20 protein-coding genes and 1 tRNA gene are annotated in these 17,340 nt (G+C 57.0%); 9 read left to right on the forward strand and 12 right to left on the reverse strand.

Going from position 1 to position 17,340, the window contains the following annotated elements; genetic code table 11:
* Positions 1-11: 11 nt before the first annotated feature.
* The 5 genes from M504_RS07275 to M504_RS07295 form a co-directional block, all read right to left on the reverse strand.
* A complete protein-coding gene (locus M504_RS07275; protein WP_047489609.1) occupies positions 12-497 on the reverse strand; it encodes a hypothetical protein in 486 nt (161 codons plus the stop codon).
* 52 nt (positions 498-549) lie between these two features.
* Positions 550-4,428: an alpha-amylase family glycosyl hydrolase gene (locus tag M504_RS07280; protein WP_052200501.1), complete on the reverse strand. Its 3,879-nt coding sequence runs from the start codon at positions 4,426-4,428 to the stop codon at positions 550-552.
* Positions 4,429-4,761: 333 nt separating this feature from the next.
* A tRNA-Ile gene (locus M504_RS07285) sits at positions 4,762-4,837 on the reverse strand.
* An 82-nt stretch (positions 4,838-4,919) separates the two neighbouring features.
* Positions 4,920-5,237, reverse strand: coding sequence for a hypothetical protein (locus tag M504_RS07290; RefSeq protein WP_047489612.1), 318 nt, complete (start codon positions 5,235-5,237; stop codon positions 4,920-4,922).
* 69 nt (positions 5,238-5,306) lie between these two features.
* Positions 5,307-5,495 carry a hypothetical protein gene (locus M504_RS07295; protein WP_047489615.1) on the reverse strand — a complete coding sequence of 63 codons (189 nt, stop codon included), beginning with the start codon at positions 5,493-5,495 and terminating at the stop codon, positions 5,307-5,309.
* Positions 5,496-5,692: 197 nt separating this feature from the next.
* On the opposite strand from M504_RS07295, the gene M504_RS07300 reads away from it, so the two are divergent.
* The 4 genes from M504_RS07300 to M504_RS07315 all read left to right on the forward strand — a co-directional run bounded on the left by M504_RS07300 (position 5,693) and on the right by M504_RS07315 (position 8,175).
* Positions 5,693-6,250 carry a D-glycero-beta-D-manno-heptose 1,7-bisphosphate 7-phosphatase gene (locus tag M504_RS07300; protein ID WP_047489617.1) on the forward strand — a complete coding sequence of 186 codons (558 nt, stop codon included), beginning with the start codon at positions 5,693-5,695 and terminating at the stop codon, positions 6,248-6,250.
* 47 nt (positions 6,251-6,297) lie between these two features.
* Positions 6,298-7,047 (forward strand): 3-oxoacyl-[acyl-carrier-protein] reductase, encoded by a 750-nt coding sequence (gene fabG, locus M504_RS07305; RefSeq protein ID WP_047489620.1) that lies wholly within the window; start codon positions 6,298-6,300, stop codon positions 7,045-7,047.
* Positions 7,044-7,559, forward strand: coding sequence for a GNAT family N-acetyltransferase (locus M504_RS07310; protein WP_047489622.1), 516 nt, complete (start codon positions 7,044-7,046; stop codon positions 7,557-7,559). Before fabG ends, M504_RS07310 begins: the two co-directional genes overlap by 4 nt.
* A 235-nt stretch (positions 7,560-7,794) precedes the next feature.
* On the forward strand, positions 7,795-8,175 hold the full coding sequence (locus M504_RS07315) for a helix-turn-helix domain-containing protein (RefSeq protein ID WP_232296199.1): 381 nt from the start codon (positions 7,795-7,797) through the stop codon (positions 8,173-8,175).
* 66 nt (positions 8,176-8,241) lie between these two features.
* Here M504_RS07315 and M504_RS07320 read toward each other — a convergent pair whose 3' ends face one another.
* The 4 genes from M504_RS07320 to M504_RS07335 all read right to left on the reverse strand — a co-directional run bounded on the left by M504_RS07320 (position 8,242) and on the right by M504_RS07335 (position 11,282).
* A complete protein-coding gene (locus M504_RS07320; RefSeq protein ID WP_232296200.1) occupies positions 8,242-9,120 on the reverse strand; it encodes a rhomboid family intramembrane serine protease in 879 nt (292 codons plus the stop codon).
* Positions 9,121-9,155: 35 nt separating this feature from the next.
* Positions 9,156-9,647 (reverse strand): hypothetical protein, encoded by a 492-nt coding sequence (locus M504_RS07325; protein ID WP_047489628.1) that lies wholly within the window; start codon positions 9,645-9,647, stop codon positions 9,156-9,158.
* A 69-nt stretch (positions 9,648-9,716) separates the two neighbouring features.
* Complete coding sequence (locus M504_RS07330; protein ID WP_047489631.1) at positions 9,717-10,763, reverse strand: MBL fold metallo-hydrolase; 1,047 nt, start codon at positions 10,761-10,763, stop codon at positions 9,717-9,719.
* Between the two features lie 54 nt (positions 10,764-10,817).
* Positions 10,818-11,282: a MaoC family dehydratase gene (locus M504_RS07335; RefSeq protein WP_047489632.1), complete on the reverse strand. Its 465-nt coding sequence runs from the start codon at positions 11,280-11,282 to the stop codon at positions 10,818-10,820.
* Positions 11,283-11,448: 166 nt separating this feature from the next.
* Here M504_RS07335 and M504_RS07340 point away from each other — a divergent pair, with 166 nt between their 5' ends.
* Positions 11,449-12,300, forward strand: coding sequence for a purine-nucleoside phosphorylase (locus M504_RS07340; protein WP_047489635.1), 852 nt, complete (start codon positions 11,449-11,451; stop codon positions 12,298-12,300).
* Entirely contained in the window at positions 12,297-12,941 is a 645-nt protein-coding gene (gene udk / locus M504_RS07345) for a uridine kinase (protein WP_232296201.1), read from the forward strand. Before M504_RS07340 ends, udk begins: the two co-directional genes overlap by 4 nt.
* Here the strand turns inward: udk and M504_RS21180 are convergent.
* Together M504_RS21180 and M504_RS07355 are read right to left on the reverse strand one after the other, a co-directional pair.
* Entirely contained in the window at positions 12,853-13,605 is a 753-nt protein-coding gene (locus M504_RS21180; protein WP_198137546.1) for a 1-acyl-sn-glycerol-3-phosphate acyltransferase, read from the reverse strand. The two genes, udk and M504_RS21180, sit on opposite strands and share 89 nt — an antisense overlap.
* A 68-nt stretch (positions 13,606-13,673) precedes the next feature.
* Positions 13,674-14,465: a GNAT family N-acetyltransferase gene (locus M504_RS07355; RefSeq protein WP_084214185.1), complete on the reverse strand. Its 792-nt coding sequence runs from the start codon at positions 14,463-14,465 to the stop codon at positions 13,674-13,676.
* A 154-nt stretch (positions 14,466-14,619) separates the two neighbouring features.
* Here M504_RS07355 and M504_RS07360 point away from each other — a divergent pair, with 154 nt between their 5' ends.
* Positions 14,620-15,117 carry a DUF2062 domain-containing protein gene (locus M504_RS07360; RefSeq protein ID WP_084214186.1) on the forward strand — a complete coding sequence of 166 codons (498 nt, stop codon included), beginning with the start codon at positions 14,620-14,622 and terminating at the stop codon, positions 15,115-15,117.
* 8 nt (positions 15,118-15,125) lie between these two features.
* Here the strand turns inward: M504_RS07360 and M504_RS07365 are convergent, their stop codons facing one another.
* Positions 15,126-16,511: a nicotinate phosphoribosyltransferase gene (locus M504_RS07365; RefSeq protein ID WP_047489638.1), complete on the reverse strand. Its 1,386-nt coding sequence runs from the start codon at positions 16,509-16,511 to the stop codon at positions 15,126-15,128.
* Between the two features lie 155 nt (positions 16,512-16,666).
* Here M504_RS07365 and M504_RS07370 point away from each other — a divergent pair, with 155 nt between their 5' ends.
* Both M504_RS07370 and M504_RS07375 read left to right on the forward strand, forming a co-directional pair.
* Positions 16,667-17,092, forward strand: a complete 426-nt coding sequence (locus M504_RS07370; RefSeq protein ID WP_047489642.1) for a hypothetical protein — start codon at positions 16,667-16,669, stop codon at positions 17,090-17,092.
* On the forward strand, positions 17,085-17,276 hold the full coding sequence (locus tag M504_RS07375; protein ID WP_047489647.1) for a helix-turn-helix transcriptional regulator: 192 nt from the start codon (positions 17,085-17,087) through the stop codon (positions 17,274-17,276). The genes M504_RS07370 and M504_RS07375 overlap by 8 nt, the downstream gene beginning before the upstream one ends.
* The last annotated feature ends 64 nt before the right edge of the window (positions 17,277-17,340 follow it).

The following is a 17,340-nucleotide window of genomic DNA, read 5'->3' on the forward strand; positions in this document are numbered from 1 at the left end:
CAGAGCCACGCTTAGTGGACTGGCACAAAGCCGTTGGGCGGAACGTAGCAGGCATCCGTTCCTCTGCGATGCCAACTGCTGCCATCTGCGTATGTAACCGATACAAGGCTGAACCATTCCACAGCCGTTAGCTTTTTCGTGACAATCGTGGCATCGCCAGAGCCAGTGAGGGTGAATGTTTCCACGGCATCTGCGTTTGGCGTAGCCGAGGTCAATGTGGCCGCTTCACGGATACCTAATCCGCTTGGGCCGAAGCCATCCATTACCACCTGCTGGATGGCGTGATCTCCGCGTGGATGAAACGAGATCACAAACGACGGATGGAAGGAACCGGCTGTGCCAGTCAACAAATAGGCACTGTGCGCCTGCTGGTGCACGTCGATACCAATGGGACAACTTCCCTGCGGCATAGCCATTGCAGTCGCAGGCATGATGCCAGTCTGGGCAGCAGCTATGGAAGCAAACGCAAGAAGAAGAGCGATTCCGGAACCACGCATAGCGAAACCTCCGTCTCTCAGCGAGAGACTACACCCGGTAATACGTCTTTCGTTAGAGCGCCGGCGTCGATTTCTTTCCTGGAACGTTCTTTGTCGTCGGCGTCTCCGCTGCCGTCTTGCCTGCCTCTGACTTGTCAGGGATGCTGGCCGTGTCCACCGTCGGATGACCGTCCGCTGCGTGCGCCTTCAACGTATCGCCATTTTGTGTGATGACTGCGTTGGTTTCCAAGGTCTTTGCAGAAGACGTTACTGTCGATGGCTTTGTCGGCGCTTCTTTGACTGCCGCCGATTTCGTGAGAACCTCCCTCGCCTCGGTCTTCTCTGGCATTGTCGTTATCTCTTCGATAACAACATCCATAATCTCTTCGATAACAACATCCTTGACTTGTGCAGGCTGCTTCACCGACGACTTTTCGGCTTTCGTCACAGACGACTTATCAGTAAGCAACTTCACCAAATCGTCGTAGCAATAGTCGACAGACTCGGCTGCAGTAAGGATTTCAGCTAACGGCACCTTCTTCTCTGCTGCACCGGCGGGCTGCAGTGCCGCTGTGAGAGTAAGCCACTGCAGAAGCTGTTCCAGCGCCTCATGATTTATATAACGCGCGCCTTCGTGTTCGTTGACGGCGGCGAGCCACTGCACGTCGCCTTCGTTCCAGAACGCGACGTCATCGAACTTTGGCTGCATAAGCGCAAGCCGGACGCGTGCTGCTGCGCGCCATGAGTCTTCGCCGAGAACGCCGACCTCTGAAAATATCTCAGCGAGGGCGGAACGCAGGCCAAGATCATCCACAATGTCCTTCGATTCGGACGGCAGTGCACGTAATACGGCAACTGTGAGCAGAGGCGTCCACAGAGCTTCTGGATGTACTTCCATGGCCATCCGCGGCGGCAGAGCGTGAGCCGTCTTTGCCAGGGCAACTGCCTGCAACGCGCTTGCTCCGAGTGCTGTCGCGGTGGAGACGTAGCGGTCATCCGTAGCGACTGGAGATGATGGCGTTTCCAGCTCTGCCCAGCGATGGAAGATATCCCTTGTGTGCTCTCCCCACTTACGTGCTGCTTCTGTCTCAGCGTAGGGATGCTCGCCTTTGGGTGCGATCAGGCGTACGGCATCGTGGCTTACGGCGTGGCGCAATGCCTCGCTAAACGGACGAAGGCGGAGGTGAGTGAGTGCTTCATCCAGATTGTGAACGCCAGCGCCATGCAGACCATCGCATAGCTGATCCCACGGCTGCTCTGCCGTGGCACGCAATTCCCGCCAATGCAGCAACACAGCGTATTGGTACCCGCGGAGGTCCATGGAAAGACCACCGTGGACAAGGTCATTGGAGCGGCGAATGTATTCCAGTCCCGATGAGACATCGCGCCATGCAATGAAAAACTCATTCCCGCGCGGAACAGCCAGCGCATCTGCAATGGGACGCTGCCACAACTGGCCAGTCCACTTGTTCATCGAAGCAGCAGAAAGGTGAACCGTGCCACGCGTGGATCCATACGCATTGTTGTAGATAATGAATGCGCGCTCATCGCCACGACGATTGGAATAAGCGAACACGTTTTCATCGACCGTGCCGTGTTCCGTCCAGAAATCGAAGAACACAAAGTTCTCGCTTTCTGCAAAGAGTGCGCGGTTCGCAAGCAATGGAGCGACCTCGCGTTTGTGGCGTGCGACGAGTTCGTCATTCGGCCATTCGTCATACTTGGCCGTTTTGTATTCCATGCCGTACTTCTCGGTGTAACCCTCAATCTGTCCGTGCGCGAACATGGGCAGACCCGGGATCGTTGCCATCATCGTCGCCACGCCAAAATACTTGTCGCCAGTGCCGAATTGCTCGATAGCTGTCTTCTCATCCGGGTTCGACATGAAATTTACGTAGCGCTTCATGATGTCCGGATCGAACTCAATGGTCTTCTTCAGATAGCTTCGATACTTGGCATTTTCTTCATCACGCAGCATGACCATGAACGCGGAGTTGTACACGCGATGCATGCCGAGGGTGCGAACGAAGTAGCCTTCAAGCAGCCAGAACGCCTCTGCAAGTAACAGCGTTCCTGGAACTTCCTGCTGCACGCGATCGACGACTTCACGCCAGAATTCATGCGGCATCAGCGCATCAAACTGTTCCTGCGTAAGCGCGTTTTCCGCGCGCGATGGAATCGATCCACCAACACCGGGCAACGGAAACCACAGTCGCTGCACATGACGTTTCGCAAGCACCATCGCCGCATCGAAACGGATGATGGGAAACCTGCGCGCGACTTCAAGGATGACCTGAATCACGTGCTCGCGCACGGCGTGCTGCGAATAATCAAGCTGCGCTGTGTCGTTCCACGCAAACGTTGTTCCGTCGTTGCCGTGATAGATGAACTCTGTTCGATTCGAATCATCACGCCAGCGCATGCGATACACCACAGCGGCATCCGTCTGGTCGTAGTAGTGATCCTCGATCTTGATCTCAACGCGAGAATCCGTGGAAAGATCTGGGCCTTCAAAACGGTAGTTGGGATACGGACTTTCGCCGCGACGCAGGAACCACTCCGGATGTTCGATCACCCAATTGGAGTCGAGACCCATGTGATTCGGCACCATGTCACTGGCCAAGCGAAGGCCAACAGTGGCTCCCAGATCACGCAGTTTCTGGTAGGCCTCGTCGCCGCCGAGGTCTTCTGCAATGTGGTAATCCATCAACGAATATGCGGACGCCACGGCGTCCGCCTGGCCGCGCAAGCGCTTGATGGTTTGTGATGCTCTTGAACGCTCCCATAGACCGATAAGCCACAGCGCTGTGAGTCCACGATCGCGCAACAGCTTCAGTTCTTCTACCGGAATCTGATCCAACCGATAGATGTGGCGCTGGTACTTCTTCGACAACTGCTCCAGCCACACATAGGTGCTCTTTGCCATGAGCACCACGTTGGGCATCCACGCATCATCGACGGAGAAAGCCTCGTACTCGTTCAGCGGCGCCTGGTAATCGCTTGCGTAACGCTGATCGCGCGTCCGGCGGCGGCGCGAGATGCTGCCGTCGTCGTTACGAACGTCTTCCCAGTACTCGTCAAACCCGATGTATTCATCGCCAACGAAGCCTTCTTTGCCGCCGTATTCCACTGGCCCATGATGGCGCACGTTGTGGCCCGCAGGATGAAACTGCATCCAGATGGCCACCTCTTCTTCGCGCAACGTATCAATGGCAAGGAGGGTACGCGAGAGCGCTGGACCAAGCACCTCCGGCCAGTGTTGCCGAATGAAATCAAGCTGTCCGCTGAGAGAATCGGGTGATGCTTCGAAGGGTGCCCGCAACGCCTTCAACAACGTCTTCGCCTCTGCTGAGAACTCCGGACGCGTTTCGAAATAGGCATCTGCGTCCTTCTGCATCTCGCGGTAGGCGGGCAGTGTATTGCGCAGAGTCGTATCGTCAAACAGCATTCGGAAAGGCTTGTACGCCGGGTTCTGATTTGCCAGCCACAGCAACAACAACTCTTCCAACGCGGCTTCGCGATGCGGCATGCCGTCAGTCGATCCTGCGAGCCATTGCTTCGCAGTCAGCTTGCCGTTATAGATCGCAACGTTCGGGAAACGCTCCGTGAACGAGAGCAGAAGTGCGTCTACGTTCTCTGCGCCCACGCGCTCGCCGAACCAGCGCAGTGCATCCTTCAATACATCGGGATCCTGCTGCTTGCGATAGTGCTCTATGACGGCGTGACTCAGTTCGTCGATGAGACCCATGGCAAACAACTGGCCTGCATGGATCACGGCATTCGGGTCTTCTTGCGCCGTGGGACCGCCCATGGCCACGCGCGCATCATTCATCTGCTGAGCGAGGTGACGGCTGGCCGCTACGTTCGCAAAGATGACATTACCCGTGTAAGAGAACAGCAGATCGCGCAACTGAAATCGGTCGCGAAAGACACGGGCAATATGGAACTCCATGAACACCTCAGGACCTCAAGAATCAGGCAGCGAATGGGACGGGCACAGAGCCCACGGCATGAGCTTACTCTCTGCGCATACGAAGTATTGCGGATAGGCAAACAGAAGCGTCTTGAGACTAAGATGCACGGTCCGGGCGGGGCTTTGCTTCTGCCGCAATTCCGCATCGTGTGTCTGACGCTAGAGTATTCCAGCGGGGCATGGAATCGCGGTTCCATTGCGCCGCCACGGACGATAGACAAGGAATTTTGCGGATATTCATCTGTTGGCAAGAAGGCGAAAACACCAGGGAGTGTTTGAAACCAGCGGCAAACGCCGGGCGGCGAGAGGGTATGGTGGGCCCACCAGGATTCGAACCTGGAACCAAGGGATTATGAGTCCCCTGCTCTGACCGTTGAGCTATAGGCCCGTAAGCGTAATTTTAACGGGTTACAGCCTTCGCTGCGGGCAAGTGGAACACTTTCAATGGTTCCACGCGCCGATCTGCATCCCTACGGCACGTCAAAGGTGATCTCGCGGACAATACCATCGCCGGTGGTGCTCCAGATTTCGCGTGTCTGAATGGGCTGTCCGCTGGGACGCGCGATGAGCAAGTGGCCCTGCCTCGCCGGGCAACTTACGCCGGACAACGTTCCAGACTCTCCAACACGAATGATGCTGTCCTGGTCCTGCTCAACATCGCCGCAGATGATCTCCACGTGTCCGTGAAATCCCGCTGGCACTTCCACGTGAACTTCTCGCGTGCAGCCAATGGAGACAGACACGCAGAGAATCAGCGATAGAAGGAGTGGACGGGTTAGCTTGGGCATGGGTTAACAGAGACTGGTACCGCCCAATTCTAACCCGGCCATCCGTGCATTTCTTTGTGCAACGATCGCTTACTGTGCGTTCGTACCGGGGGTGGTTCCAGTATCGCCGGGTGCAGAAGGATTAATCTTTCCCGCGTTATTCTCCGGCGTGGTGGAACGGACACCCGTATTGCCGGGACCGGCCGTGGCTGGATTATCGCCGCGAGGGCCGCTCGGTTCAGCGTGTGTGGGTTGATTCGCCGGATGTGGGTCTGCCATGGCTTCACTCCTTCCCGGCTTAGGACTACAACTGAGCTTTCGAAGATGCCTGTGGTGCCGCGATGACGCATTTCGCACAGCCTTGCAAAATTAATGGGACGATAGAAGACAAGGACTTGTGTCGCGATGGGCAACACTCGTTCAACGGACACAACAAACGATTACCGTCGCACGGCAAGACCGTGGAGAGATAAAGGATGAGGACTTTGCGGCCTGCACTGTTTCTGGATCGCGATGGCGTGATCAACGAAGAAGTTCATTATTTGTGGAAGCCAGAGGATTGCCGTCTGGTTCCGGGCATCATTCCACTGCTGCAAACTGCACAGTCGCTTGGGTTCGTGACCATTGTCATTACGAATCAAGCGGGCATTGGCCGCGGCATGTATAGCGAAGCTGACTTTCACGTCCTGATGGAATATATTCAGGCCGAACTTGCTCCGCATGATGCGCGACTGGATGCCATCTACTTCTCACCCTTTCATCCCGAACACGGCGTGGGCGAATACAAGCTGGATACCGATTGCCGCAAACCCGCACCCGGTATGATTCTGCGCGCTGCGGAAGAACACGGACTGGACATCAGCCGCTCCGTCCTTGTAGGCGATCGCTGCACTGACATTGCAGCCGGTACGGCAGCAGGCATCCCGCATCTGTTTCTCTTTGGCAACACAGAGGCAGCGCCATGCGAAGGTTCGTATCGCAAGATCGACTCGCTGAGCGAAGTCGAAACCACACTGCGCACCCTGTCCGCGTAAGCAACTTCGTATAATCTCACCTGAAAGTTGAGGTTGGAAGAACGAGCATGGCAGCAAGTCTGGAAGGGCGCGTCGCGCTGGTAACGGGAGCATCGCAGGGCATTGGCAAGGCCATTGCACTTGAACTGGCGAAGGCCGGAGCCACAGTAGCGTTGGCTGCTCGCAACGAAGCCAAGCTAGCTGAAGTGAAGGCTGAGATTGAAGCCGCCGGCGGCAAGGCCGAAAGCTTTGCACTCGACGTGAACAACGAAGAAGCCATCAAGGCCACGGCAAAGGACATTGTTGCAAAGCTCGGCGCCGTCCACATCCTGGTGAACAACGCCGGTGTTACGCGCGACACGTTGATGCTGCGCATGAAGACCAGCGACTGGGACGACGTGCTGGACACCAACCTGAAGGGCGCCTTCCTGCTCACGCAGGCCCTGCTGCAGCCCATGATGAAGGCTCGCTGGGGTCGTGTCATCAACATCTCCAGCGTTAACGGCGAACTGGGCGCACCGGGACAGGCCAACTACTCCGCATCGAAGGCAGGCTTGATTGGCCTGACAAAGTCCATGGCGCGCGAGTTCGCCAGCCGCAATATCACCGTCAACGCCGTCGCTCCGGGCTTCATTGAAACGGATATGACCCACGTGCTGACGGAAGACCAGAAAAACGCTATGCTGGGCGCCGTTCCGCTAGGCCGCGCAGGCACGGTAGCTGACATTGCGGCAGCCGTGCGCTTCCTTGCGAGCGATGACGCAGCCTACATCACCGGGCACACGCTGGACGTGAACGGTGGCCTGTACATGGGATGATCGTCCCCGAAGCAACCTCGATCACCATACGCGCCGCGCGCTGGCCTCAGGACCTGCACGCGGCGCAATTGCTTTTGCGCCACTATGGAGAGTTTCTGCTGCACAATCCCGCGGGGCCGGTAAACATCTGCCTCGCGGACTACGAAGAGGAACTCGCGGCACTGCCAGAGCGTTATCAGGAACCGAAGGCGGTATTGCTGCTCGCGTTCCGTGCAGACGAAGCCGTGGGATGTGTCGCGGTGAAGCAGCGGAAGGACCGCCCCGGAAGTTGCGAGATGAAACGCCTCTGGACGGAACCGTCCGCCCGTGGCGCAGGGCTAGGACGGAAACTCATCCAGGCGGCCATGGAGTGGTCGCGTACTGAAGGCGCCAAGGAATTGCTGCTGGACACGGTTGCAGAAGCCATGCCGGAAGCCGTCATGCTCTACCGTCGCATGGGATTTGTGGAAACGGAACGCCACAACGCGAATCCAATCCCTGGACTGCTCTTCATGAAGATGGATTTGCTGTAGCCTGTGTGCAAGCCGCCATTGACTGTGGCTCTTCGCAATACGCGAATGCCGATTCGCAGATTTGCTTTCGCCGCGCCTTTGCACCGTTTTCGGGGCATTCGACGCTGGTCTCTCCCTTGTCACGAATCCGCGGTGGTTCCAAACCGCTAAACCATGAACTTTGTTCTTGTCAGCAGTAACCAGCCTCTTTACCTTTTGGTCAATGGCTGACATGCACATCATGATGCCGATACCAATGCCTCCGGCAAAAGAGGCGGCCCCCGCGGCGATGAACATCGGGACGACGATTCGCGGCTATCGCCTGCAGAAGGGCATGTCGCAAGGCGATATTGAAAAGCGGACAGGGCTTCTACGGTGTTATCTGTCGCGCGTGGAAAACGGCCATACCGTTCCGTCTCTTGAGACGCTGCAGAAGATCGCCGCGGCGCTGGACGTACCGCTGAGCCAGTTCTTCGCAGACGATCCGGTCAGCCGAGATGTGGCTGCCATCGCCCTCACTGAAGACGAGATTCGCTTCCTCACGCAGATTCAGCGCTACAGCGCCCACCTGTCTGACGGCGACCGCAAGCTGTTGCTGGCCATGGTGCGGAAGTTCGCCCAGACGGCGCTAACCTAAACAAAACTCCTCCAAGAGCAAGAAGGGGACGGCGAAGACGCCGTCCCCTTCTTTGTTGGCTTGAAGTTACTGCAGGTTCGAGAGGAAGTAGCCGTAGAGCGCCAGCGCGAGCAGCGCCCCGGCGAACGTGACCTTCTGACGGCTCAGATAAGCCTGACGACCGCTGGTCATGCGTGGAAGCAGCGGGAGACCCAACAGCAATCCGAAAACTAACCCACCAATGTGTGCGAAGTTATCAATGCGTAAGCCATCCAAATGAACGCTATGCATCAGTGCTCCGGACATGGACCCCACACCGATCAACAGATTCAACACTGCGAAAGAGATCACCGACCGGCGGATGGCATAGAGATCCTGCAAGGGAATGCCGCGGAAGCCGTCACGCGGCTCTGCCAGCTTTTTATTGGAAAAAAGCACGATCAGAATGCCAGCAATCCCAAAGACCGCTCCCGAGGCGCCAGCACCTACGACTCCTCCCCGCGCGTTGAAGGTGAGCGAGAGCAGATTGCCGGAGATACCGGTCAGCAGGTAGACCGAGCAGAGACCGAAGAAGCCCAGCAGCGGCTCGCCGATGACGCCAAGGTTCCACAAGCACCACATGTTGGTAGCAAGATGCAGCGCGCCCACATGCACAAACATGGCTGTGACGACACGAAACCATTCGTGATTCAGAAAGACCAGTGGTGCATACGTTGCGCCGAAATGAACGAGAGCATCCGGATCGGGCGAGATGGGATCAACGCCGTGAAGAATCATCCAGAGGTACACGACGATGTTGATGCCGAGCAGGAGATACGTCGCCGGGGCTTGCCGAAGGCGCGGCATGCGGCTGCCCATGGAGCGACGCGCTGCGGCATTCTGCAACGCGGCATCTTCCCGCTGCACATCATCCGCCGGAGGACCGTAGCGGGAGGCGTCAAACTCCGGGGAAGATTCGATAGACATCGCAGCGTTCGCGGTGCGGCCTTAGGGGAATAGGTTTAGAGCACGCGTTCGCGACGGCGCTGCTGAACACTGTGCGAGATCACACCGGGTGCCGGTGTCGCGATCGCAACCAGAATCCACATCAGCACGGAGAGGAGCAACCCCGCAACCGCAATGGTCTGCGTGGTAAGCGCAAGCGAAAGGTGGCGCATGTGGAGTTCAGCAAAGGTCACCTGAGCCCAGGGGCCGCGGTGAATCACCATGGTCGCCAGTAGAAACGCAAACGCTGAAAGCGTGAAAACAGAGAGCAGAACGACATCGATCGTGCGATGAAGACGCTGACGAGCGCGGCAGTGCCAGCACTGGTGCAGATGATCTTCGTAAACACCACGAACCTCAGGCGAGACCGATGAAAGGTCGTACCGCCATCCGGAGAGGATGTCCCCGACAACCTGATCTTCGCAGCCGTCTTCACTGCCCAGCATGGACGCAGCGAATCCGCGTGTGCGAAGGTCTTGCACGTAGGATTTCGGTTCGGTATTCATCATTGATTCATATCCATTCTAGTTGTTCAGACGCAAGGAATCCAGTAGTGATTCAATACTTTGTCTTACGCTTTACATAACCAGAGGTTCCATCGGCGCAGCCTGATCCGCAAGTAAAATTCGATTGCCCAGGAGGCTTGGGTGGTTCCCCACTGCCTGTTCTGCGGCGAGACGCGCCAATTCCGGCATATTGTTGCTTTCTGAGAGGTGCGCCAGGATGATCGCATGCGCTCCGCCGTCGTAATCGCGCGTGAGAAATTCCGCCGCGGCGGCATTCGACAGATGTCCCACCCGCGACAACACCCTCTGTTTGACGCTCCACGGATAGGGCCCGTCCCGCAACATCTCCAGGTCGTGGTTCGATTCCAGCAGCAGGACGTCGCACTTCTTGAGAGCAAGCTTCACATTCTGCGGCACATAGCCGAGATCCGTCGCAAACCCGAAACGCAGCCCCTCGCCCTCAAAGACAAATCCGCAGGGATCTGCCGCGTCGTGCGGAATGGTAAAAGGCAGGACATCGATATCGCCGATGCAGAGCCGCTTCCCGGCCTCAAAGTACTCCACTGCAGGGAGATACGAGGGATTGTCGCGCACACTGGACTTCGCCTCTGCCGGCAGGTCCTCGCAGAGATCGTCTGCCGCGGCAGCCTGTAAGGCTGCTTCCGGGTCGGTGGTGGCATCGATGGCATCCACGTCGATGTCCGTGGCGAAAAAGTGATCGTCTGGACGATCCTCCTGCGAGGAAGTGGCTATCTGGTGCGCTAAAGCCTGTGCTTCCAGCCGCGCTTCCTTCTCCGCGCGCGTCTTCTCCAACCACTGCTTGTAGCCCATGGTGGTGCGTGGGGTCATCTGACGCACCCAGGCACGATGCGTGGCTTCCGTGAAGTACACGGGAATGTTCAACTTACGCGCCAGAACGGACAAGCCAGCTACATGGTCTGCGTGCTCGTGCGTGATGATGACAGCGTTCAGGGCATATGGGTCTTCGCCGACGAGTTTCATCCGGCGCATCAGTTCGCGGCAGGAAAAGCCAGCGTCCACCAAGATGCGCGTCCGCGACGACGCAATCACGGCACTGTTGCCTTTAGACCCCGAGGCGAGAACCGTCATACGCATCATGATTGGTAGTTTACTGGTTCGTAACGTGGATTACGAGGTAGTAACTAGGTTGATTCAGGCCGCTGGCTGCGCGCTCCGCAATGGTGCCAGGAACTTGACGGTGCTTTTCATCACAATCTCGCCACGCTGATTAAAGGTGTTGGTGTAAATCGTCACCAGACCCAGTTCCGGGCGCTTCTTGGAGGCTCGCAGGCCGATGACTTCCGTCTCGGTATGCAGCGAATCGCCGGGGCGGACGGGTTCCGTCCAGCGAATCTCTTCCACGCCCGCACCGATCATGCCGCCGTGCACCTTGATGGTGTCCACGCGCATTCGCATCACTATCGCGGCGGTGAGCCATCCAGAGGCAGCCTGCCCCTTGAAGAACGTGCTCTTGCCAGCGGCCTCGTCCAGATGGAACGGCTGAGGATCGTACTTTTCAGCGAACTCTGTAATCTCGCGCGCCGTGATCTTCACGCTGCCTTTGGATTCAAACTTCTGGCCCAGCTGAAAATCTTCAAAGTAGAGTTCGTCTGCCATGGTGGAACTGTCTCCCCTCGGGTACCGCGGAATTCTCTCTTCTCTTTATAAGAGCCGAAGTCTATCAAAGGCGATGCTTGTAACGGTTCCACGGGCGGTATCCGGTCAGCTGCCGTCCGATTCGCGGATTGTGATTCACTGTTGAAGGCAGATTTGCCCGTTTCCTATGAGTGACCTTTACGCACAAGCACGCTCCGCCGCCGACCATCTTCTGGCACAGACAAAGCACCGTCCGAAACTTGGCATCATCCTAGGCTCTGGCCTTGGCGATTTTGCTAACAGCGTGGAAGACGCCGTTGCCGTTCCCTATTCCGAGATCCCGCACTTCCCGCAATCAACTGTGGAAGGCCATTCGGGACGCATGGTGCTGGGAACGATTGCCGGTGTGCCCGTGGCCGTGATGCAGGGCCGCGTGCATGCGTACGAAGGCTATCGGATGGATGAGGTGACCTTTCCCGCGCGCGTGCTCGGCCTGATGGGCGTGCAGACGCTGATTGTGACCAATGCTGCGGGTGGCATCCGTACAGACTTCGCGCCGGGGTCAATCGTAGGAATTTCCGATCACATCAACCTGACCGGCACCAACGCCGCACTGGGACGCAATGAACCTCGCTTCGCTGTGACGCACGGCAGCGGCCTTCGCTTCTTCGACATGACCACCGCATATACACCGCGACTGCTGCAACTGGCGCAGGAGACGGCGCAGCAACACGGATGGTCGATGCAGACAGGCGTGTACATTGCCGTGTTAGGACCAAGCTATGAGACACCCGCGGAGATTCGCGCCTTCCGCACGCTGGGCGCAGACCTTGTCGGCATGAGCACTGTGCATGAAGTGATTGTGGCTCGCCACATGGGGATGGAAGTTCTCGGACTATCGCTGGTGACAAATGCTGCAGCGGGAGTTACAAGCGAATCGATCGATCACAGTGAAGTGATGGAGCATGGGAAACATGCGGCAGAGCGCTTCTCTGCCCTGCTGACAGCGATTGTTCCGAAGGCGGTCACAGAAGCATGAACAACTCTTCCGGCAGCACGATGAAGCCGGTGGTGCTGGGCGTGGGTGGATGCTCCGGCAGCGGCAAGACAACACTGGCACGCGAACTGGCAGCGCAACTGGACGCAGTGTTGTTCCCGTTGGACTTCTACTATCGCGACCTGGCTCATCTATCGCGTGAAGAGCGTGATCATTACAACTTCGATCATCCGGAGTCATTGGAGCACGATCTGATCGTGCGGCATGTGGAGCAGTTGCGTCAGAACCAACCCATTGATCGACCCAACTACGACTTCAATACGCACTCGCGTGTGAAGGGTGTGACAGATCACCTGGAGCCGCAGGCGTTCATCATCGTGGAAGGCATTCTTGCGCTTCACTATGCTGGCTTGAAGCCGCTGTATGACCTGACGGTGTACGTCGATGCACCACACGATGTGTGCCTGACGCGACGCATCTATCGCGATACGCGGGAGCGCGGACGCACAGAAGAAAGCGTTCGCGAACAGTTCGAACGGCATGCACGCCCCATGGCCGACGAGTATGTGCTACCCAGCCGCGACCGCGCCGACGTCACTGTGAAAGGGACAGAAGCGCTGGACTGGTCGATTGAAGTGGTGCTGTCGGAGCTGCGTCGTCGCAGTCTCCTGTTGTCGGCCTGACGCGTTTTTCCATCATCTGCTGCCACACCACGCGACACATTTCTGCAGCCTGCGTACGATGCCGTGCCGGGATGCCGGTGGTGCGGAACTGTACGGATACGTCGTCCATCGAACGCAGACGCATGAGTTGCAGCAGATGCGGCATGAGAGTCATGTCGCCCCAGTAGGCAATGCGTTCGCGCTGCGCGGCGTCGCCGTATGTGATCCATGCAGGGACGATCGGCTCGTCGGAATCCAGCGCTGACTGAAACAGCGCTGCGTACATCGGCAGTATTGTTTCTCCGCCTGACGTGGTTCCTTCCGGAAAGACAACGACCGACTGGCCACCACGCAAAACCTCTGCAATGGTTCGATTGGCAGCAGCCGCAGCGCGCATGGAAGAGCGATCAAGAAACAGTACGCCTGCACGCTCGCACAATAGGCCAATCAAAGGCCAGCGTCGCACTTCCGCCTTTGCAACGAAGATCGTCGGGGTCAACGCAGCAAGCACAAGCACATCCGTGTAGCTGATGTGGTTGGCCGCTATTAAACCACGCGACGGCAATGCGCCACGCATCTGCACGGGACAACGAAGAAAACGCAGGATGCGAAGAGCCCACTTCTGCGACCAGCACGCACGTTCATGCATGGTACGCAGAGGCCGGACTGTACTCTCGATCCACATGCCAAACAACATCGCGAACAGGCATGTAAGCCTGATGCATGCTGTCGGGATGGAGTAAAGCTGTTTTCTCACAGATAGCGGCGTGCGATGCGCGGATGCATCGTCTCCAGATCAAGCAGTGTAAGAAAGTCGATGGTGCCGAAGCTGCAATCGATCGCAGGTGTGGAGCAGATGCGCGCACCCACAGCAAGGTATGCACGCAGCAAGCGCGGCGGTTCCTGCATGGTCTCCACACCTTCGCGCATCGGCATGGCGAACGCCTTGGTGGGCACCGTCATCAGCGATGACTCAATCAAGTGCGGTTCCAGTGCGCGAAATACCGCGGTTCCCTCGTCTGCACACTGCGACGTGAGTGAGCAGCAGCCCATGAGATAACGCAGACCACGCGACTTCGCATAGCGCATGATGCCCTTCCACAATAGGTTCAAAACCTCGGGAGAGCGATGATCGCGATGCACGCAGGCGCGGCCCAATTCCAGTACGCTGGAGCGCATCTCTGCGTAAGGCGAGAAATCAAATTCCTGTTCGGAGTAATAGCCGAAGTACTGTCCTGCAACATCGCCGCTCTGCAAACGATATGTGCCAATAATTTCGCCTGTTCCCGCATGCTCAACGATCAGGTGATCGCAGACATCATCAAACTGATCCGTGTCATAGCCGGTGGCGTATGACGAGGCAAGACCTTCGTTCAACTCCACGTTAAACACGAGGAAGCGAAGGCGATACGCACCAAGACGATCGTCCATGGTGGCTGCGAGACGCGCACGATAGGCGCCAAACTCTGCAATGACTGGGGATGGTGAAGCAACCGCAGACAATGGATACGCGGAGACAGGAGATACAAGGACACTTGTCGACATAGCGGCTCCGGCAGTGCAGTGTTCTTTGACGTACTGCAATCGAGTGTGCCGCGACTGTGAGAACAACTTGAAAACAGAATGTAAAAGTACGGGAACACCTGTGTGAGCCAACGATGAATCACGTCACGCTGCCATTTCCTGTAGTCTGACGCAGGTGATTACAGTTGCTCAGGATGTGCGGCACTCATGGCTTCGGCGGACCATTGTTTCGCCCGTGGTGCGACTGCTTCGCCGCGGAGCCTCACCAAAGCGCCTGGCATGGAGCCTGACGATTGGTTTCATCATCGGCATTAATCCGGTGATCGGTTCCACGACAGTGTTAACCATTGCTGTCTCGCACCTGTTCCGCCTGAACCACCCCGCGTCGCAGCTTGGCACGCATAGTGCCTATCCTTTTCAGATTCTGCTGCTACTACCTTTTCTTCAGGCAGGCTCACTTGTGTTCGGTATGGGGCCGCTGCCCCTGCAGCCATCAGAAATATTGCAGATGGTGAAAACGCATCCGCTGGATCTGCTGCGCACGCTGTGGACGTGGGAATGGCATGCACTGGTGCTGTGGGTTGTCATGGCTGCAGTCTTAACCCCAGCACTGGCAACGCTGCTGACGCGCATTCTGGAGCGCGCCGCACGCAAACCCCGCACGGCGGTTTAACAGAACAGTTACACCACGACAGGAATACGACTGATCCCGGCAAGACCGAAGACGTCGCGATAGTGCTCGACCAGTTCCTGGGGCCCGCTTGCCTTCTCGTAGTTGTCGGAAAGCTTCACGGATGGGCGTCCGTTTGCCGACGTGAGTTTGCAGACCAGCGAGATGGGTTCCAGGGCTTCTTCACTGCGCGGATGGCAGTCGCGGAAATCGTTCGTTAACAGAGTTCCCCAACCTGCAGAGAAACGGATACGCCGATCCAGCTCCCACCTGCGGGTATCGAGGAAATCCGATGCGCTGCGGAAATCGCGCACACTCACACCCGGTGCCACTGTTCCTGAGAAATACGCATGAAGGCTCAGGATTGTCTGCACGTCCAGACCATCGCTGGCAATCAGCAGCTTTGCTTTCGGATCTTTGCCGCGGGACGCAAGCCAGCTGATGTACTCGTCGCCTGCAACAAAGGGATCCTTCGAATCCACACGCTGGCCGGTCCAATCCGCGACCCAGTCCGGTGCATGTTCCAGGAACTGCGTCGTGCCGTACGTGTCGGGCAACATCACACGCAATGCGCCGTGATACGTCTGCTGCCACAACTCAAGGATGCGGTACTGCGACTCTTTCAGCTCTTCATCGTTCGTGGCTATCGCAGCGAGGGCCATGGGCAACTCATGCGCGTTGGTGCCAATGGCTTCCATGTCGTGCTTGTATGCAAGGAACGTATTGCTTGTGCCCGTGAACGCTGCACCCAACTCCGAGTGCATCGCCTCCACAACAAACTCCTGCCATAGAAACGAATGGCGACGACGCGTACCGAAGTCTGCAACAGCAAGGCCAGGAACATCACGAAGTTGTTCGATCTTTCCCCAGAGGCGCGTCTTTGCACGCGCATACAGGATGTCGAGTTCGAACTCGCTCATGCCCTTCAATGCGGCGCGCGTCTTCAACTCGTTAAGAATGGAGAGCGCGTAAATCTCCCACATTGTCACGCTGATCCACGAACCTTCAAAGGTCAATTCAAACTGACCGTCACGTTCGGACAAGTGATAGTCACAGAGCGCAAAGTCGTTCTCCAGCCATTCAAGAAAAGCGGGCTCAAAGATGCCGCGTGTTCCGTAGAACGTATTGCCCGCGAGCCAGATCATTTCGCTCTTGCGGTAGCGCAGCCTCTTCACATGATCTAACTGCGCGATCACAGCCTCGCGCGGAATCATCTCTGCCAATCGAAACTTGTGGTTTCGATTGTTCAGGCTGAACGTAACTCGCGTATCGCGAAAGTGCTTCCATATGAACTGCAACATCAGCAGCTTGTAAAAGTCTGTGTCGAGCAGCGACCGCACGATGGGGTCAAGGTCCCAGTTATGGTTATGCGCGCGCTCGGAGAAGTTAATGATCATGGCTGTCCTTAAGAGGGTAGCAAGCGCCGAAGGGTCGCAAAATGGTCAAAAATAATTTGACAAGCACGCTTGACATGACAAGGAAGCTTTACGTAAAGTTTACTTGTCATCAGAGAACGGCCGCTTTGGTGCATCGAGTGAAGGAGAAATCACACATGATGTTCTGTTCTGGAAGCACGAGCCCCGCGAAGCACCGCTATCTGCAGGGTACATTCGGAGTCATGATGTCGTACGTCGGCCTGGTTGTGTCGTCACGCATTATGGTGAACCACTGGCATCCTAAGGGCTGGCACCTGTTTGTGGCTGCTGCCCTGCCCACCATTCCAATCCTTTGCCTCACGTACATTGTGGCGCGTTATCTGAAGGAAGAACGCGATGAATACCAACGCGACCTGATTGTGCGCAGTCTTTTGTGGGCCACAGGCGTGGCGCTTTCACTCTCGGTCTTCTCCGGCTTTCTGCGTAGCTATGGCATCGACACGCAATTGCCAGCGTTCACGGAATTCATTGCCTTCTGGATCACGGTGGGTCTGGTGCAGGCCATCCATTCCATGATGAATCGCGGAGTTGAAGATGAATAATCATCTGCGCGATCTTCGAGCCGAACGTGGATGGTCACAGGCGTATCTAGCCGAGCAGCTTGAGGTCTCACGGCAAAGCGTGAACGCCATCGAAACCGGCAAGTACGATCCGTCGTTGCCGCTGGCCTTCCGTATTGCGAAGCTCTTCAGCCTGCCCATCGAAAAAATCTTCACCGCCGACTAAATTCCACAAAACACTTGCAAGCTTGTTCCTGCGGCAGTTGCACAACTGCGCGCTCGCCCTCTCT

The sequence above is a fragment of the Terriglobus sp. TAA 43 genome (assembly GCF_000800015.1).
Lineage (GTDB): Bacteria > Acidobacteriota > Terriglobia > Terriglobales > Acidobacteriaceae > Terriglobus.